Below are 17,055 nucleotides of genomic sequence, written 5' to 3'. Positions count from 1 at the left end.
GCGCATTTTTATGAATAATAAAAATTTTCATAAGCTGTGGTTACCCTTTTACGCGATGATTTTCGCGCTGGTCAGTGGTTGTACGTCGTCTTCACACAGCGACCCCTCCCGCTACAATCTGCAGTTTCAGGCTCATCCACAAATCAATGAATCTGCGCCGCTTAAGGTCCGGGTACTGTTGCTGAAATCCGATGCGGATTTCATGTCCAGCGACTTCTACTCCCTGCAGAACAACGCGTCAGCTACGCTTGGCGCGAATCTGCTGAACAGCGATGTGTTCTTCCTGATGCCGGGACAGCTGTCAAAAACCCTCAGCGGGCAAAGCTCGCCGGAGGCTCGCTACATCGGCGTGATGGCGGAGTATCAGGTGCTGGATGGCAAAAAATGGCGCGTTTCACTCCCTCTGCCCGTGCCTGGCGAAAATCATATCTACCAGTTCTGGAAATGGTCCGCAGATGAACTTCAGGCCAACGTTTTTCTCGACGTGAACGGCATTCGGGTCATCAGCCAGTAACGCGCTTCAAAACAGGAAACACATCATCATGACGAAAGCAGAAAAGGTCGTCTGGACCGAAGGCATGTTCCTGCGTCCACACCATTTTCAGCGGACTGAAAGCTATCTGCTCAACCATGTTCGTGAATGGGGCGCGCTGCAGCGATCGTATCTCTGGGGCTTTCTCGACGTTGAACTGGATGAAGCGATGCTTCGTCAGGGATGCATAGCCCTGAGCTACTGCAGTGGGCTGCTGCCGGACGGCACCTTTTTCCAGGTCCGTAACGGGCGCAACGGTCCTGTACCGTTGAAAATTCCTGACAATCTCACCAACGAAAAAGTGGTGCTCGCACTGCCGGTTCGTCGGGGTGAGAGAGAAGAGGTGATTTTCAGCGAAGAGCCAGCCTCGCTGGCGCGCTTTATCGCGTTTGAGCAAGAGGTGGAAGACGATAACGCCATGTCGGTGGGGGATGCCACCGTCCAGTTTGGCCGCCTGCGTCTGACCCTGATGCTCGAAAAAGACCTCACGGCAGAGTGGACCGCCATCGGCGTGGCGTTTGTGACCGAAAAGCGTAACGACAACCACGTACGGCTCGACAACAGCTACATCCCGCCGATGCTGAATGCCAATAACAGCCCGCAGATCTACAGCATGATCAACGATCTGCACGGCTTGCTGGTGCAGCGCAGCCAGCAAATTGGCGGCCGTTTGCGCCAGCCCGGCCGCTTTAACACCTCTGAACTGATTGAGTTCACGCTGCTGTCGCTGGTTAACCGTCACCTTGGCGAGGTGTCTCATTTAAAAACCCTTCCGCTGCTGCACCCGGAAACGCTCTGGCGCAGCTGGCTGCCGTTCGCGACCGAACTTGCCACCTGGACATCGCAGCGAACCGCTGAAAGCGTGCTGCCGATTTACGATCATGACGATCTGGCAAACTGCTTCAGCAAGCTGATGCTGATGCTGCGTCAGGGGCTGTCGCTGGTGATGGAAGACCATGCGATCCAGTTGCCACTTAACGAACGCTCTCACGGCCTCAACATCGCCACGGTGCCTGAAACCAGCATGGTGCGTGAGTTCGGCTTCGTGCTGGCGGTCAAAGCCAATGTGCCGGGCGAACACCTGCAAACCCATTTCCCGGCGCAGATGAAGGTCGCACCGGTGTCGAAAATCCGCGATCTGGTTCAGCTTCAGCTGCCGGGCATTATGCTGCGCGCCATGCCGGTCGCACCGCCGCAGATTCCGTGGCATGCCGGCTACAGCTACTTCGAGCTCGAGAAGGGCAGCGAGCTGTGGCACGAGATGGATAAGTCCGGCGCATTCGCCCTGCACCTTGCAGGGGAGTTCCCGGGGCTGGATATGGAGTTTTGGGCCATCCGTAACCCGACAGAATAATAAAGCGAGCGCTAAATATGCAGGAACGACAGGATACCGGCAGCGATGCCGCGTTCACCGGGGCCAGTAGCAACAATCAGCTGGTGGCGGCCGCCAATCCGCTGCTCAATGCGATTCCGCAGATCCGTCATTCGGTATCGCATGACGATCAGGTGGCGCTACGCCAGCGCCTGATCGATGAAATTCGCCGTTTCGAAGTCCGTTGCCAGCAGGCGGGGCTGCCCTACGAAGTGATCGTCGGGGCACGCTACTGCCTGTGTACGGCGCTCGATGAGGCTGCCGCGCTCACCCCCTGGGGCAGCAGCGGGGTCTGGTCAAGCAATGGCCTGCTGGTGACGTTCCATAACGAAACCTGGGGCGGCGAGAAGTTTTTCCAGCTGCTGGCGCGCCTGTCGCAAAACCCGCGCGAGCACATTCTGCTGCTGGAGATGATCAACTACTGTCTGCTGCTCGGCTTCGAAGGGCGCTATCGGGTGCTGGACAATGGCCGCACCCAGCTTGAGACCATCAAGCAGCGGCTGTGGCAGATGATCCGCGGCGTGCGCGGCAGCTATCCGCCGCCGCTTTCTCCTCATCCGGAAGATCGTCCGGTGCTGCGCAAGCTCTGGCGGCCCATGGTCCCCCTGTGGGCCTGCGTGGCGCTGGCCGGGTTTATCGCCTGCCTGTTTTATATCGTGCTTAACTGGCGTCTTGGCGACAGCACCAACCCGGTGCTGGCGAAGATTTACCAGTCCCAGCTGCCGGAAACCACTATTCAGCAGCCGGCGCGTCAGCTTCCGGCGGTGCTGAACCTGCGCGGCTTCCTGAAACCGGAAATCGAGGCTGGCCTCGTCGCGGTGAAAGATGAAGCGGATCGCAGTGTGGTTATCCTGAAAGGCGACGGGCTGTTTGCCTCTGCCTCGACCGTCGTGCGTGACCGCTATGAACCGGTCATCCACCGCATCGCGCAGGCGATGAATAACGTGAGCGGCAAAATTCTGGTGGTGGGCTACAGCGACAACGTGCCGATCCGCAGCGCGCGCTTTGCCTCTAACTATGAACTCTCTCTGGAACGCGCCCGCTCGGTACAGAAAATGCTGCAGGGAAGCCTCTCTCAGCCTGGCCGCGTGAAAGCGGAAGGGCGGGGCGAGATTAACCCGGTGGCGCCGAACACGACGCCTGAAAACCGCGCCCGTAACCGCCGTGTGGAAATTACTCTGCTGGTGTCGCCTGAAAATACCCAGGCCGAGCTGAACGGATTGCCGCAAGGAAACTAAGGAATGCTGACGACTCTTCTTTCCATACTGACTAACCGCATTCTGTGGAGCTTCCTCGGCGTCACGGCGCTGGCGGCGGTGATCTGGATGATTGGACCGCTGCTGTCCATCGTGGACACCCGACCGCTTGAATCGGAACAGAACCGCATCATCAGCATTGCCGTGGTCTACCTGCTCTGGGCGCAGGGCCATATTCTGCCGCGCCTGTACAACGCCTGGCTGAACCGCAAGCTGATGGATAAGCTCAAAGAGAATACCGCCAGCCCGGAAGCGGCGGATCCGCAGAAGCGACTGAACAGCGAGGAGCAGATCCTCGCCAGCCGTTTTGATGAAGCCGCGCAGATGCTGAAAAAAGCGCACTTCAGCAAGGCGGGACAGGGCGCCCAGTGGACGCAGCGCTTCAGCACGCAGTACCTCTACCAGCTGCCGTGGTACGTCATTATCGGCGCGCCGGGATCCGGTAAAACCACGGCGCTGGTCAACTCCGGGCTGCAGTTCCCGCTGGCCGACCGTTTCGGTAAGACCGCCCTGCGGGGTATTGGCGGCACGCGTAACTGCGACTGGTGGTTCACCAACGAGGCCGTGCTGCTGGACACCGCGGGTCGCTATACCACCCAGGAGAGCGAGCAGGTGCAGGACGCCGGGGAATGGCTGCAGTTTATGGGGTTACTGCGTAAGTATCGCCGCCGCCAGCCGATCAACGGCGTGATCGTTACCATCAGCATTTCTGACCTGCTCACCCAGTCAGCCGAGGCGTCCCGCCAGCAGGCGGTAAACCTGCGTCAGCGTCTGTCCGAGCTGCATGAACAGCTGGGTATCCGCTTCCCGGTCTACGTGATGGTGACCAAGGCCGACCTGCTTAAAGGCTTCCGCGCCTGGTTTGCCGACTACGACAAAGCGCAGCGCGATCAGATCTGGGGCTTCACGCTGCCGTGGGAACAAACTAAACACGCCGATTACGACCTGATGGGCAACTTCCAGCAGGAGTTTTCTCTGCTGCAGCAGCGCCTCGACGCCGGGCTGCCGGAAACCATGCTTAAAGAGCATGACGCGAAAACCCGCGCAGAAGCGTATCTCTTCCCGCAGGAGTTCGCCGCGCTGCGTCCGCTGCTGGCGGATTACCTGAGCACCGTTTTCGCCCGCTCGAACTTCGAAACCGAATTCTCCCCGCGCGGGATCTACTTCGCCAGCGGGACGCAGGAAGGCATGCCGTTCGACCGCGTGATGGGCGAACTGAACCGCGCCCTGTCGCTGCCGGAAGGGGCAGAGAGCGATAACTGGGATTCGGTCAGCAAAGAAGCGCCAATCCCGGGCGCAAAAGGCCAGAGTTTCTTTATCAAGAACCTGCTGCAAAACGTCATCTTCCAGGAAGCCGGGATCGCCGGGGAAAACCGCTGGTGGGAGCTGCGCAACCGGGCGGTGATCTGGTCAGGCTATGCGGCGCTGCTGGCTCTGCTCGCGATCCTGGGCGGGCTGTGGCTCACCAGCTATGCCAAAAACAAGGCCTACCTGGAAGAGGTGGATGCGAAGGTGCCCCTACTTGACCAGCAGAGCAAAGCCTTACAGAACCAGACTCAGCGTGACCTGTTCGAACTGCTGCCGCTGCTGAATAGCCTGGTGGATCTGCCGAAAAGCGACGCCTTTGATGTGAACGATCCGCCGATCTCCCGCCGCATGGGGCTTTATCGCGGGGATGACGTCAGCGACGCCTCCCAGTCCCTGTACCAGAAAGCGCTGGATCAGATGCTGCTGCCTGCCGTTGCCATGCACATCACCACCTGGCTGCGCAACGACAACGGCAGCGATGTGGAATACAGCTATGAAGCGCTGAAAGCCTATCAGATGCTGTATCAGCCGAAACACTATGATGGCAAATTCCTGCATTCATGGGTAATGCTCAACCTGCAGCGTAACCTGCCGCAGAACGTCACGAAGGCGCAGCTGCAGCAGCTTGAATGGCATCTGACGCAGCTGCTGGAACCGAAAATTCAGGCCTCGCCGTACGCGCAGGACGAATCCCTGGTCGCACGCGAAAGAGCGATGATCAACCAGCAGCCGCTTTCCACGCGCGTCTATGGCCGCCTCAAGCGCCTGCTGGAACATGATGACAACCTGAAGCCGGTTTCCCTTTCCGACCTCGGCGGACCGCAGAGCGAGCTGGTGTTTTCGCGCAAAAGCGGCAAGCCGGTGAGCGAGGGCGTACCGGGTCTCTATACGCCGGACGGCTACTGGAAAAGCTTTAACGGACAGATTGACAGCGTTACCTCCGCCCTGCACGAGGACGACGCCTGGGTGCTGGGGGCCGCCACCGCGCAGGAGGATAAGCAGCAGATCGATAACGCCGTGCGTCAGCTTTATATGCGCGACTTTATCGCCAACTGGGATCGCTTCCTCGCCGACATCCAGCTCAATAACAGCGCCGACCTTTCCCAGCGCATCAACACCGCGCGCCTGCTCTCCGGCGCCAACTCACCGCTGCGCCGTCTGGTGCAGAACCTGAGCCAGGTCCTGACGCTGTCACGCAATGCGCCAGCGCCAGAAGATGCGGGTAAAGCGCAGGATCAAAGCAACCGCGCCACCCGTACGCTGGAAGCCCTGTTCAGCAACAACGACGCAGCACCGACGCAGGCCGCGGTGGTCACGCAGGCACCGGAACAGCTGGTGACCGACCACTATGCGCCGATGATTGAGCTGGCGCAGCCGCTGGAGAAGGGCGGGAAGACCATCGTGTTTGATGATTTTCTCAAGCAGGTGGATGAACTCTATCGCTACCTGACCGCCGTGCAGGATGCGGCCAACAGCGGCATGCCTGCGCCGGGCGGGGAGGCGATCAGCCGTCTGCAGGCCAGCGCCGGTCGTCTGCCAGGCGGGCTGCAAACCATGTTCAGCAACATGGCGGTAGGCGCCAGCAGCGACACCCAGCGCCGTGACCTGGAAAACGTACGTAAGCGCATTAACGTTGAAGTGGGCGGATTTTGCCGCCAGGCAATTGCCGGTCGCTACCCGCTGGTGCGCAGCGCCAGCACCGAGGTGACGCCGGACGATCTCGCGCGCATGTTTGCGCCGGGAACCGGGCTGATGGACGCATTCTTCCGCGACAATCTGACCAACAAGGTGGATACCACGCAGGCCAACTGGCGCTTTATGCCGGGCATTGACGGGAAAACGCTGCCGGGAAGTGAAGGGCTGCTGAGGCCGTTCCAGCAGGCCCAGTCGATTCGCGACGCCTTCTTTGCTAACGGCGCAACCACGCCGTCTTTCAAGGTGACGGTTCGCACCGTGCGAATGGATAACACCATTCTGAACCTGACCCTGGACGTTGACGGTCAGCTGCTGCGCTACAGCCACGGCCCGCAGGCCGTGCAGATCATGAACTGGCCGGGGCCGGGCGGCACCAACCAGGTCCGTATGCAGCTGGGGCTGGCGAACGGCAGTACGGCGACGCTGGTCACCAACGGCGCCTGGGCGCTGAACCGCTTTTTCGATAAAGCGAGCACCAGTCCGGGCTCGGGTAGCCTGAGCCGTCAGGCCACCTTCAACGTCGACGGACATCAGGTCACGCTGGAGTTTGCGCCGAACAGCATTCGTAACCCGTTCCAGCTTCCCCGTTTCTCATGCCCATAACCGCAAGGACAGCCGTATGACGAATACCCCTGCGATGAACCGCTACAGCTGGTATGGCAAGTTACCCAGCGCCGGAGATTTTTTGCAGCGTCGCTTTCCTGACACCTTACAGCGCCAGTGGTCGCACTGGTTCCAGGTCGGTCTGCTGGCCTGGCAGCAGGAAGAGCAGCGCAGCGGCGAGCGCCCGTTTCAGAAAGCGCCAGTCTGGAATTTTGTGGTACCGCCCATGCTGGGCAGCCAGATGATCCAGATGGGCTGTCTGCTGCCCGGCCGCGACAGCGTTGGCCGACAATATCCGGTTTGCCTTCAGCTGAGCTTCGCGCCGTCCGAATGGTCGACCAGCCTGCTCAGCCAGGCCGAAAGCTGGTATCAGCAGATTGGGCGCCTGGGGCTGCACGCGGTGCGCAACAGTTTTTCCGCCTCGCAGCTGGATGAGATGTTGATGACCATTCCGGCGCCGCAGCCGGTCGAGCCGCAAAAGCGCTCCGACATCCTGGATGTGATTGGCTATGACGAGGACGGTCAGAGCACGCTGGGCTGGCCGCAGGCGGCAGAGTGTTTTGATCCGCTGCGTCAGACCAGCTACTGGTGGACCAACCGCTGCGACGGTTACCCGCTGTACACCCACGTTCACAGCGGTAACTTCACCGGGCAGCTTTTCACCCTGCTGTTCGATCCGGCAGGGGGGGCCCGTCCGGGCCGTCACGGTCTCTATCCGCCTATGTTTGAATAAGCAGGGATCACATGAATATCGAAGAATTTCTCGCGCCGATAAGCCCCGACAAGCCCTGCGGCGAAAATCTGGAGTACGACGCCGACTTTCAGGCGATGAACCAGGCAAGCCTTGGAAAAGCGGAACAGCAGTTTGGCGACACCATTATCCCGGCGGAGCCTGCTGACTGGAACACGGTCGAAAAATACGCCACCAGCCTGCTGACCCGCACCAAAGATCTTCGCGTCCTGCTGGCGTTAACCCATGCCTGGACCCGCCGTCGCGGGCTGGCGGGCTACGCGGACGGATTGCTGCTGGTGCAGGAGGCGATCGCCCGTTACTGGGAGCCGCTCTATCCGCTGCTGGAAGAGTATGGCGAAACCGATCCGTTCTACCGCATTAACGCCCTGGCAGGGTTGAGCGATAAGTCTGACCTCACCGTCGCCGTGCGTAACGCCTCGCTGCTGCGTTCAAACGGCGATGAAATTTCGCTCAGGGATGCCCAGGCCCTGCTGGACGGCAGTAAGACGGAGTGTCCCGACTATCCCGGCGGCCGTCCACGGCTGATTGACGAGCTGGCCCGCGGCGACCAGCCGGGAACCGCAGCGGTTATCGTCATCAACGAACGGCTGCTGGCGATTCGCGAGCTGCTCACCGGGCATCTCGGTGAAAGCGGCGTGCCCGAGATGGAGCAGCTGCTGAAAACCGTGGGGCTGGTGGCCAGCGCCTGTCAGGTGACCGACATCAGCAAGCTGCTGCCGAACCGTGAGGCGCAGGCGGACCCACAGGCGGAGCAGCCATCAGCGGCAACGCAGCCCGTTCAGCCGGTCACCGACTGGCGCAGCGTGCAGGTCACCAGCCGCGCCGACGCCCAGCTGATGCTGGAAAAAGCGAAGCAGTATTTTGCACAGTACGAACCGAGTCACCCCGCGCCGCTGATGATTGAACGGGTGCAGCGGCTGTCAGAACTCAACTTTATGGACATTATTCGCGACCTGGCGCCAGACGGCGTTAACCAACTGGAAAACATCTTTGGGCGCCGCGAATAGCGCGTCCAGGCATTATGACGTCAGGCATGGAGCCTGGCGTTTCACCTTCACCGCGCATCTTTGATGGAGAACATCATGGCAATGAGTAACAGTGGGCAGAAATTCATCGCACGTAACCGTGCCCCCCGCGTGCAGATCGAGTACGACGTAGAGATCTACGGTGCAGAACGTAAGATTCAGCTGCCGTTTGTGATGGGCGTCATGGCCGATCTGGTCGGCAAACCGGTGGAAAACCTGCCGGCCGTCGACGAGCGTAAATTCCTCGAAATTGACATCGACAACTTTGACGAACGCATGAAGGCGCTGAAGCCGCGTGTGGCGTTCCAGGTGGATAACACCCTGACCGGCGAAGGTAAGCTCAACGTGGATCTGACCTTCGACAGCATGGACGACTTCCTGCCGGACGCGGTAGCCCGCAAGGTTGAGCCGCTGAACAAGCTGCTGGAAGCGCGTACCCAGCTCTCCAACCTGCTGACCTATATGGACGGTAAAAACGGTGCGGAAGAGCTGATCGCAAAAATTCTGCAGGATCCGACGCTGCTCAAATCCCTGAGCCAGTTGCCGAAAAATGACGAAAGTGCGAAAGGTAGCGAGGAATAATCGATGAGCAACCAGACTCAACAACACGAGCAGCAGGCGGGTCAGGCGTTCAGCCAGGATGAATTCAGCGCGCTGCTGAACAAAGAGTTCCGCCCGAAAACCGACCAGGCGCGTTCCGCCGTCGAAAGCGCGGTCAAAACCCTGGCGCAGCAGGCGCTGGAAAATACCGTCACCTTCTCGAACGATACCTACCGCACTATTCAGAACCTGATTGCCGGTATTGACGAGCAGCTGTCGCAGCAGGTGAACCAGATCATTCACCACGAAGAGTTTCAGAAGCTGGAGAGCGCCTGGCGCGGTCTGAGCTACCTGGTGAACAACACTGAAACCGACGAGATGCTGAAGATCCGCTTTATGAGCATCTCCAAGCAGGAGCTGGGCCGCACCCTGAAGCGCTATAAGGGCGTGGGCTGGGACCAGAGCCCGATCTTCAAGAAGATCTACGAGCAGGAGTACGGTCAGTTCGGCGGCGAGCCGTTTGGCTGCATTGTCGGCGACTACTACTTCGACCACAGCCCGCAGGATGTTGAGCTGCTGGGGGAAATGGCGCGCATCGGTTCTGCGGCGCACTGTCCGTTCATTACCGGTACCGCACCGGGCGTGATGCAGATGGAGTCCTGGCAGGAGCTGGCCAACCCGCGCGACCTGACCAAGATCTTCCAGAACACCGAGTACGCGGCCTGGCGTTCACTACGTGAATCGGAAGATGCCCGCTATCTGGGCCTGGTGATGCCGCGCTTCCTGTCGCGCCTGCCGTACGGTATTCGCACCAACCCGGTGGACAGCTTTGACTTTGAAGAGCAGACCGACGGCGCGAACCACAACAGCTACTCCTGGGCGAACGCGGCCTATGCGATGGCCGCCAACATCAACCGCTCCTTCAAAGAGTACGGCTGGTGCACCTCGATTCGCGGCGTGGAGTCCGGCGGGGCGGTGGAAAACCTGCCGTGTCACACCTTCCCGAGCGATGACGGCGGTGTGGACATGAAATGCCCGACCGAGATCGCCATCAGCGATCGTCGTGAAGCCGAGCTGGCGAAAAACGGCTTTATGCCGCTGGTTCACCGCAAAAACTCCGACTTTGCCGCCTTCATCGGCGCGCAGTCTCTGCAAAGACCGGCGGAGTACCACGACCCGGATGCGACCGCTAACGCGCGCCTGGCATCACGCCTTCCGTACCTGTTCGCCTGCTGCCGTTTTGCTCACTACCTGAAGTGCATTGTACGCGACAAAATCGGCTCCTTCCGTGAGCGCGAAGAGATGGAACGCTGGCTGAACGACTGGGTCATGAACTACGTCGACGGTGACCCGGCGAACTCCTCCCAGGAGACCAAGTCCCGTAAACCGCTGGCAGCTGCGGAAGTGCAGGTGCAGGAGATTGAGGACAACCCAGGCTACTACGCCGCGAAGTTCTTCCTGCGTCCTCACTACCAGCTGGAAGGTCTGACCGTTTCCCTGCGTCTGGTATCTAAACTGCCGTCGCTGAAGACGAAAGACGCGTAAGAGCAACGTGCGTTTTGTGAGTTTCGCCCGGCGGCGCTACGCTTGCACGGGCCTACGATGAAACGTGCAACTTATTGATACTGTTGCTCAATGTAGGCCGGGTAAGCACAGCGCCACCCGGCAAGAAAGACGGCTAAGTTGTTAATGCCGTCCTTAACAAGTTCCAGAATAACGCACGGTAATAATGACTTCACATTCATTCCGTTATTGCGGGGGAATGTAAGACTGTCAAATGACGCGGGTCATTTGATATGAGGCAGAGGTAAAATATGGACGGTTTTATTCAGCCCCATGCTTTCCTGTTTGCCATATAAGTGCTTTTTCGAAAGCAATATTGTTCATCCACGAAGAGTAGATATTATGGCTATTGATATGTTTCTGAAGGTCGAGGGTGTTACGGGCGAATCTAAAGATTCTAACCACACCGGCTGGACTGATATTACCTCCTTCTCCTGGGGCGCTTCCCAGCCAGGTAATATGAGCGTTGGCGGTGGCGGCGGTGCCGGTAAAGTTAACTTTAACGACCTGCACGTTAACGCGCTGATCGACAAATCCACCACCGCTATCCTGAAACACTGCGCCAGCGGTAAACACCTGACCAAAGTTGAGCTGTCCGTCTGTAAAGCGGGCGGCCAGCAGGTGGAATATTCCCGCATTACGCTTGAAGATGTGCTGGTGACCTCTGTTCAGTACACCGGTGCAGACAACGGCGATACCGTTGGTGTGACCTACGCATTCCAGGCTGCGAAAGTGAAACAGCAGTACTGGGAGCAGACCACGTCGGGTGGTAAAGGTGCTGAAAGCAGCGCTGGCTGGAACATCAAAGAAAACAAAGAAGCGTAATTGCGTATGTGGCCGGGGAGTTTTCCCCGGTCATTATCAACCGGGAAGGAAGATAGCATGGCAAGTTTGCAGGAAGGAGGCGCCCGTCCTCTCACCATTGGCGAAATAGCACTGGCGCGCTCGGTTTTTGGTGACGCAATAAAGTATTCAGAAGTTAAAGTCCATAACAAAAGCTATTTGCCATTTAATATGCAGTCGACTGATGTTGCGATGACACCCAATGGTGAGCTCTATTTTCGCGAGCCGCATTATCGGGATGACTTCTCAATAGAAGTTCCGCGATATAGACACTGGTTTATTCACGAGATGGTGCATGTGTTGCAACATCAGATTGGAATGAATGTACGAACCCGAGGCGCATTCAGTTGGGCTGCAAGTTATAATTATTCTCTGCCCCCGGATAAAAAATTATCGGACTTTGGTATGGAGCAGCAGGCTTCTATCATTTCAGATTTTTATTATCTGATAAATTACGGCCTGGGTGATTTCCGAAATATTGCAGGGTTTGAGGGAATTATCGGGCCAGACCTGAAGGATAAATACCTTCAGGTGTTATCGTTGTTTATTCAAAATCCTAAAGACCGGCGGGTATGGTTATGAAACAGTTCCTCAGTGTTGTGGCAATCGCATTTACGGTGAGCGCCTGTGTGTCTCATCCTGCACAATATCAGTCACTTTCGGTTACGCTAAAGAACAACGAACCCTGCTTTGCTATCCCTGCTAATTCCGGGTTAGACGCGCCTGTCACCAGCCATTCACCCACCATTATGAAACGAGCGGGAAATGAATGGAAAACGATATCGCCGCCGTCAACGTTTAGCCCTGAGGTGACGTTAACGACCCAGCAGTGTCACCAGTGGAAGGGGATTGCGTGGCAAGCCGGAGAATATGATGTTGCTTTGAAAGTGTCAGGAAAAAACGATTCTATTCGCTATGCGGCCCGTTTCACCTTACAAGAAGGTCCTTCAGGCCAGTTTAAGCTTACGCAGACTGAATAGAATGTGTTTAACCCCAAACGTCGCCGTTCTCGCCCCGAGAGCGACAGCCCCATCCTGAGCTTCTTATCAAGGAGAAACAAGATGTCTCAAATGCGTCCTGCTTTTGGTGCCGCCTGGAACAGATTCAGAGAAGTGAACGTAAGCGTAGAACAGGTTGGCAAATTGTTGGGTGGAAAAGTTCAGCATAATATTGACGCCGGTATTTTTAAAAATGCCTGCCCAATTCGTATGAGCTACGTTTTAAATTACTGTGGCATTCCGATTCCTTCTAACAGTAAATATGCGACAGTGACCGGAAACGACAAAAAGCGCTATATGTTCCGCGTTAAAGATATGATTGCATTTCTGCCCACGGTACTGGGCAATGCCGATATGTCTGTCTCTTCTCCCACTCCTGCGCAATTTGCAGGCAAACAGGGCATTATCATCTTCACCGGGCACGGCTGGAGCGACGCTACCGGGCATGTCACACTCTGGAATGGAAATATTTGCTCTGATGATTGCCATTTTCTGGGCTCACCGGGTAATGGTTCATTTATTCCAACCAACGCAACATTCTGGAGCCTGAAATGAAACGTTTATTACTGCTGATCCTGGCTATAAATGCCCCTGCTGTTTATGCCCAAACCCTGCCTGATGTTAGCGCTTTTTCTCAGCAACAAATCTTTGAAAACTGGGTGCAAAATCGATGCATCAGTAAGATTGCGGACAGTAAAAGTCTCAAAGATGATGCAGAGGCCAGTGCAGCCGCATGGCTGGAAGCAAGCAATCTCCCTGCTGAGAATTTTGAAAAAGCTGACAAGGTGATTGTTTCTTTACTGAAAGAGAAAGTAGGCGGTACCGAACCGGGTCAATATCAGGTTTTAAAGTGCAGCTTAATCGCCAACAGCGACGCGATTCGTCCGCTCAAAACCGCAAAATAGAAGCAATGGAATCGCCCCCAAACGCCGCCGTTCTCGTCCTGAGAGCGGCAGCGTTTGAGCGCTAATCATACCAGCAGGAATACGCCATGCGATTCACGATTATTTCTACGAAACCCGGTCATCAGCCGCCGCAAAGCAGCTGTGATTTTTACGCCCCGGGCGGCACCATTGGGCGCGGTACGGATAACAATCTGGTGTTGCCGGACAATGACCGCACCATCTCTCGTCTGCAGGCGATTGTTCACGTTGACGCCCAGGGCGAATGCCGCGTCACCAACCGCGGCAGCGTCACCCGCGTGGTATTAAATGACATTCCGCTGGAGCGGGGACGTCAGGTTGAGCTGCAGGATGGCGATGTTCTCGGTATTGATGACTACCGTATTGAAGTGACCGAACTGATCCACGATACGCAGCCCGTAAGCCGCATGGCGGCCAGCCTGCACCAGCAGGCGCGTCCGACGGTCGCCCCTGCGCCTGCGCAGCAGCCGAAACCGGCGAGCGCCGCACCGCGCGGGAAAGCCGAGCCGACCGCCGTGCCAACGGAGATCTGGGATAGCCTGATGCAGGAGTTCTCCATCTCCGACAGCATCTCCAGTAACCGCACAAAGCCGCAGCCTGCTGCATCGCACGATCCGTTCTCCCAGCCTGCGGCTCCGGAGCGTAACGCCGAAGATCCGCTGGCGATGTTCAACGACAGCGATCCAAAGCTCGAGCGTAAGCATGTCGATCCGGATACGCTGTTCAGTGACGAAGCGTTGTTTAAAAAAGAGAGTATTTTTGACGACGTCACCCCGTCAACCCTGGTGCCGCCGGGCGAGTCGAGCCCCGTTAAGCCAGAAGAAGAGGCAACGGACGAGCTCGATCCGCTGGCCCTGTTTGGCGGTAAAGCCAGCGCGCCAGCCGCGCGCAATGACGACCCGCTCGGGCTGATGGGCGGCGCGCCGTTAACCCATCCGGATGACATTATCAGCGAGAAGCCTGCCCCCGTGTCGGAACCTGAGCAGGAAGAGGACGTCCTGGCCGATTCCCCGCTGTTCGCCCCTGAGCCGCAGGAAGAACCGCGTGCTGAAGAAGAACCCGCGCGACCGGATTACGCAGGCTTCACCATGCCTACGCCGCAGGCCGTTGCGCGCAGCAGCGCGCAGGCCCCGAAGGGCCGCCTGCGCATCGACCCGGTCAATAACGCCGCCGCCCCAACCGCCACGGCAAACAGCGGTGAGAAGGGTGAAGTGCTGCAGGGCGAGCTGCTGGAAGCGCTGCTGGAGGGGATGGGGCTCAGTGAAATGCAGCCCGTTCCGCAGTTTGACCGTGAAAATATGCGTCAGCTGGGGCAGATCCTCGGTATGTTCTCTCAGGGGACCGTGGCGCTGCTCTCCTCGCGCTCTATCCTCAAGCGCGGCGTAAAAGCCGACATGACCATGGTGCTGGACGATGCCAACAACCCGTTCAAGCTGTTGCCGACCGGCAAAACCGTATTAATCCAAATGTTCGGCACCCCGATGCCGGGCTTTATGCCACCAACCAAATCCGTGCGCGATGCGCTGATCGATCTGCAGGCGCACCAGTTGGGTATGATCTCCGGCATCCGCGCCATCATTGCCGCGATGCTGCAGTCCTTTAACCCGGAGCAGCTGGAAGAGCAGGCGAAGCAGAACGGCATGACCTCGCGTCTGGCGCTGCCGGGCAGCCGCAAAGCCGCCCTGTGGGACTACTTTGTTCGCAGCTATGGCGAGACGGCGGGCGAGATTGAGGACGACTTCCACACCCTGTTCGGCGAGGCCTTCCTTCATGCGTATGACATGGAGGTCAATCAGTACAAAGACTCACAGAGCGGATCGGAAGACAAATGAATATCGCAACGGCTTCTCTCTCCCGCCAGGGGACGCGCGCCAGCAACCAGGATCAGACGGGAGAAACCATAGGGGAACGTTCAGCCTGCTTTGTCGTCTGCGACGGCATCGCGGGGCTGCCGGGCGGCGAGGTGGCCGCAGCGCTGGCCCGCAACAGCATTATCTCCCGCTTCGATGGCGACAAACATCTTAATGCGCAGCACATCCGCGACTACGTGCAGACGGCGAATCGCACCATTCTCAGCGAACAGCAGGCCGTTCAGGACTATCGCCGGATGGGCACGACGCTGGTTAGCCTGTTCATTGACCGTGATTACGGGCTGGCCTACTGGGCCCATGCCGGAGACAGCCGCCTGTACCTGTTCCGCCGCGGATGGCTGTGGCATGTGACCACCGACCACAGCCTGGTGCAGCAGATGAAAGATGCCGGACACCAGACCGACAACCTGAACAGCAATCTGCTCTATCTGGCGCTCGGGATTGAAAACGGCGGGCCGGAAGCGAGCTACAGCGACGTGGTACAGGTTGAAGACGGCGATGCATTCTTACTCTGCACCGACGGATTCTGGCACGGCGTCAGCGAAGAGCAAATGAAGCAGTCGCTGCACATGGTGAATACGCCGCAGGAGTGGCTGACCTTAATGAACCAAATCATTCAAAAGAATGGCGAGCAGGAGGGGAATGCTCAGGATAACTATACTGCCCTGGCGGTATGGATGGGCAACCCTAAGGACACCACTTTGCTGCACACCCTCTCTGACGCAGCACAATTTCTTCCCTGCGGAACTGATTAGACACACAAGGAACGATATGAAACTTTGGCTATCGGGTTTGGCACTTCTGGCGGCGACCTCCACCGCGCAGGCTGAAAATTTCCGCATCGTGCAGTCTCCTGCGCAGAAGCTGGATATCTGGATCGACAACATCAAAGACAACACGCCGCAGAGCTGGTGTAAGCCTGAGGTGGCGCTGCGTATTGTGGCGAACGGCAAGAAAGACGTCTCCGTGCTGGAGAACTTTGTGCCGCGTCTTGGCTCACTGCTGGAACACCAGTGCAGCAAAGTGAATAAACTCAGCTGGACGCTCAACGATCCGGCGGGTACCACGCTGGCGCAGGGCACGGCTGGCAAAGCGCAGGACTGGGCGCTGGTGGTGAAACAGGAGCAGGCCGCGTCTGCCGCGACCGTCACCGCCACCCCAGCCAGCGGCGCGTTACTGCCGCCCGATCAGAACGTGGCTTCCCGCACCGTTGCCGCCGACCGTACGCCGTGGCAGGAGTTTACGCTTCAGGACGGCTGCCACCTGCGGACCTTCTGGGAAGGGGGCGCTTCTGCACCGGCGCTCTTTATTCCGGATTCTGACACCACCCGCTGCGGGAACGGCAGCTGGCTGAGCGGACACACCGTTGTGTCGCAGTCCCGCAACGGCGGGCAGAAAGAGATGGCGGTGACATACATTCATGGCTTCCCGGTCACCGGGCTGAATCAAAGCGCCGATCCGGAAAACGCGCTGATCACCTCCGTCAACAAAGAGCGCATGGTATTCAGCACCCCAAACAGCGACCAGAGCTGGATGATCCTGCCTTACGACAACGCCCTGAACAGCTGGAAGAGCAACGGCACGGTCGCGGTGGAGATTTCCCGTGAAACCGCCAGCGATGATGCAAAACTGCAGGCGCGTATCGCGGCGGTGAAAAAAACCTGGAGCGCCTGGGTGGCACCCGGCACTCCGCTGAATATCGTTCTGATTGACACCCTGCGTCCTCAGCTGCGCGATCCGGCCGTCGGCGCATGGCGCGCGGCAAATTAAGG

16 protein-coding genes are annotated in these 17,055 nt (G+C 58.1%); all 16 read left to right on the top strand.

The features are described 5' to 3' along the window. Positions 1–10: 10 nt before the first annotated feature. The 16 genes from tssJ to ABFV38_RS12970 all read left to right on the top strand — a co-directional run bounded on the left by tssJ (position 11) and on the right by ABFV38_RS12970 (position 17,053). A complete protein-coding gene (tssJ, locus tag ABFV38_RS13045; RefSeq protein ID WP_023618341.1) occupies positions 11–514 on the top strand; it encodes a type VI secretion system lipoprotein TssJ in 504 nt (167 codons plus the stop codon). Positions 515–542: 28 nt separating this feature from the next. Further along, positions 543–1,886 carry a type VI secretion system baseplate subunit TssK gene (tssK, locus tag ABFV38_RS13040; protein WP_348957399.1) on the top strand — a complete coding sequence of 448 codons (1,344 nt, stop codon included), beginning with the start codon at positions 543–545 and terminating at the stop codon, positions 1,884–1,886. Between the two features lie 17 nt (positions 1,887–1,903). After that, entirely contained in the window at positions 1,904–3,142 is a 1,239-nt protein-coding gene (locus tag ABFV38_RS13035; RefSeq protein WP_045908263.1) for a DotU family type VI secretion system protein, read from the top strand. Positions 3,143–3,145: 3 nt separating this feature from the next. After that, a complete protein-coding gene (gene tssM, locus ABFV38_RS13030) occupies positions 3,146–6,766 on the top strand; it encodes a type VI secretion system membrane subunit TssM (protein WP_348957398.1) in 3,621 nt (1,206 codons plus the stop codon). Between the two features lie 16 nt (positions 6,767–6,782). Beyond that, positions 6,783–7,499 carry a type VI secretion system-associated protein TagF gene (gene tagF, locus ABFV38_RS13025; protein ID WP_045908265.1) on the top strand — a complete coding sequence of 239 codons (717 nt, stop codon included), beginning with the start codon at positions 6,783–6,785 and terminating at the stop codon, positions 7,497–7,499. Between the two features lie 11 nt (positions 7,500–7,510). Beyond that, positions 7,511–8,527 carry a type VI secretion system protein TssA gene (gene tssA, locus ABFV38_RS13020; RefSeq protein ID WP_348957397.1) on the top strand — a complete coding sequence of 339 codons (1,017 nt, stop codon included), beginning with the start codon at positions 7,511–7,513 and terminating at the stop codon, positions 8,525–8,527. 75 nt (positions 8,528–8,602) lie between these two features. Further along, the gene (tssB, locus tag ABFV38_RS13015) at positions 8,603–9,127 is read left to right on the top strand and encodes a type VI secretion system contractile sheath small subunit (protein ID WP_008502644.1); all 525 of its coding nucleotides are present in this window, start codon (positions 8,603–8,605) and stop codon (positions 9,125–9,127) included. A 3-nt stretch (positions 9,128–9,130) separates the two neighbouring features. Further along, the gene (gene tssC, locus ABFV38_RS13010) at positions 9,131–10,630 is read left to right on the top strand and encodes a type VI secretion system contractile sheath large subunit (protein ID WP_348957396.1); all 1,500 of its coding nucleotides are present in this window, start codon (positions 9,131–9,133) and stop codon (positions 10,628–10,630) included. A 360-nt stretch (positions 10,631–10,990) separates the two neighbouring features. Then, positions 10,991–11,473: a type VI secretion system tube protein Hcp gene (locus ABFV38_RS13005; RefSeq protein ID WP_008502640.1), complete on the top strand. Its 483-nt coding sequence runs from the start codon at positions 10,991–10,993 to the stop codon at positions 11,471–11,473. A 57-nt stretch (positions 11,474–11,530) separates the two neighbouring features. Then, positions 11,531–12,073, top strand: coding sequence for a hypothetical protein (locus ABFV38_RS13000; RefSeq protein ID WP_235403655.1), 543 nt, complete (start codon positions 11,531–11,533; stop codon positions 12,071–12,073). After that, positions 12,070–12,471 carry a putative T6SS immunity periplasmic lipoprotein gene (locus tag ABFV38_RS12995; protein WP_348957395.1) on the top strand — a complete coding sequence of 134 codons (402 nt, stop codon included), beginning with the start codon at positions 12,070–12,072 and terminating at the stop codon, positions 12,469–12,471. Before ABFV38_RS13000 ends, ABFV38_RS12995 begins: the two co-directional genes overlap by 4 nt. 81 nt (positions 12,472–12,552) lie before the next feature. Further along, positions 12,553–13,044 carry a type VI secretion system amidase effector protein Tae4 gene (locus tag ABFV38_RS12990; RefSeq protein ID WP_032645536.1) on the top strand — a complete coding sequence of 164 codons (492 nt, stop codon included), beginning with the start codon at positions 12,553–12,555 and terminating at the stop codon, positions 13,042–13,044. After that, complete coding sequence (locus tag ABFV38_RS12985; protein WP_045908268.1) at positions 13,041–13,394, top strand: T6SS amidase immunity protein Tai4 family protein; 354 nt, start codon at positions 13,041–13,043, stop codon at positions 13,392–13,394. Before ABFV38_RS12990 ends, ABFV38_RS12985 begins: the two co-directional genes overlap by 4 nt. A gap of 86 nt (positions 13,395–13,480) precedes the next feature. Further along, positions 13,481–15,244, top strand: coding sequence for a type VI secretion system-associated FHA domain protein TagH (gene tagH / locus ABFV38_RS12980; RefSeq protein ID WP_348957394.1), 1,764 nt, complete (start codon positions 13,481–13,483; stop codon positions 15,242–15,244). After that, entirely contained in the window at positions 15,241–16,038 is a 798-nt protein-coding gene (locus ABFV38_RS12975; protein WP_348957393.1) for a protein phosphatase 2C domain-containing protein, read from the top strand. The genes tagH and ABFV38_RS12975 overlap by 4 nt, the downstream gene beginning before the upstream one ends. 16 nt (positions 16,039–16,054) lie before the next feature. Continuing rightward, positions 16,055–17,053, top strand: a complete 999-nt coding sequence (locus ABFV38_RS12970) for a hypothetical protein (RefSeq protein ID WP_048029471.1) — start codon at positions 16,055–16,057, stop codon at positions 17,051–17,053. Positions 17,054–17,055 lie beyond the last annotated feature (2 nt).

This window comes from Enterobacter cloacae complex sp. Mu1197 (assembly GCF_040059225.1).
GTDB classification, from domain to species: Bacteria; Pseudomonadota; Gammaproteobacteria; order Enterobacterales; family Enterobacteriaceae; genus Enterobacter; species Enterobacter quasiroggenkampii.
This window is presented reverse-complemented; position numbering and strand designations above follow the sequence as displayed.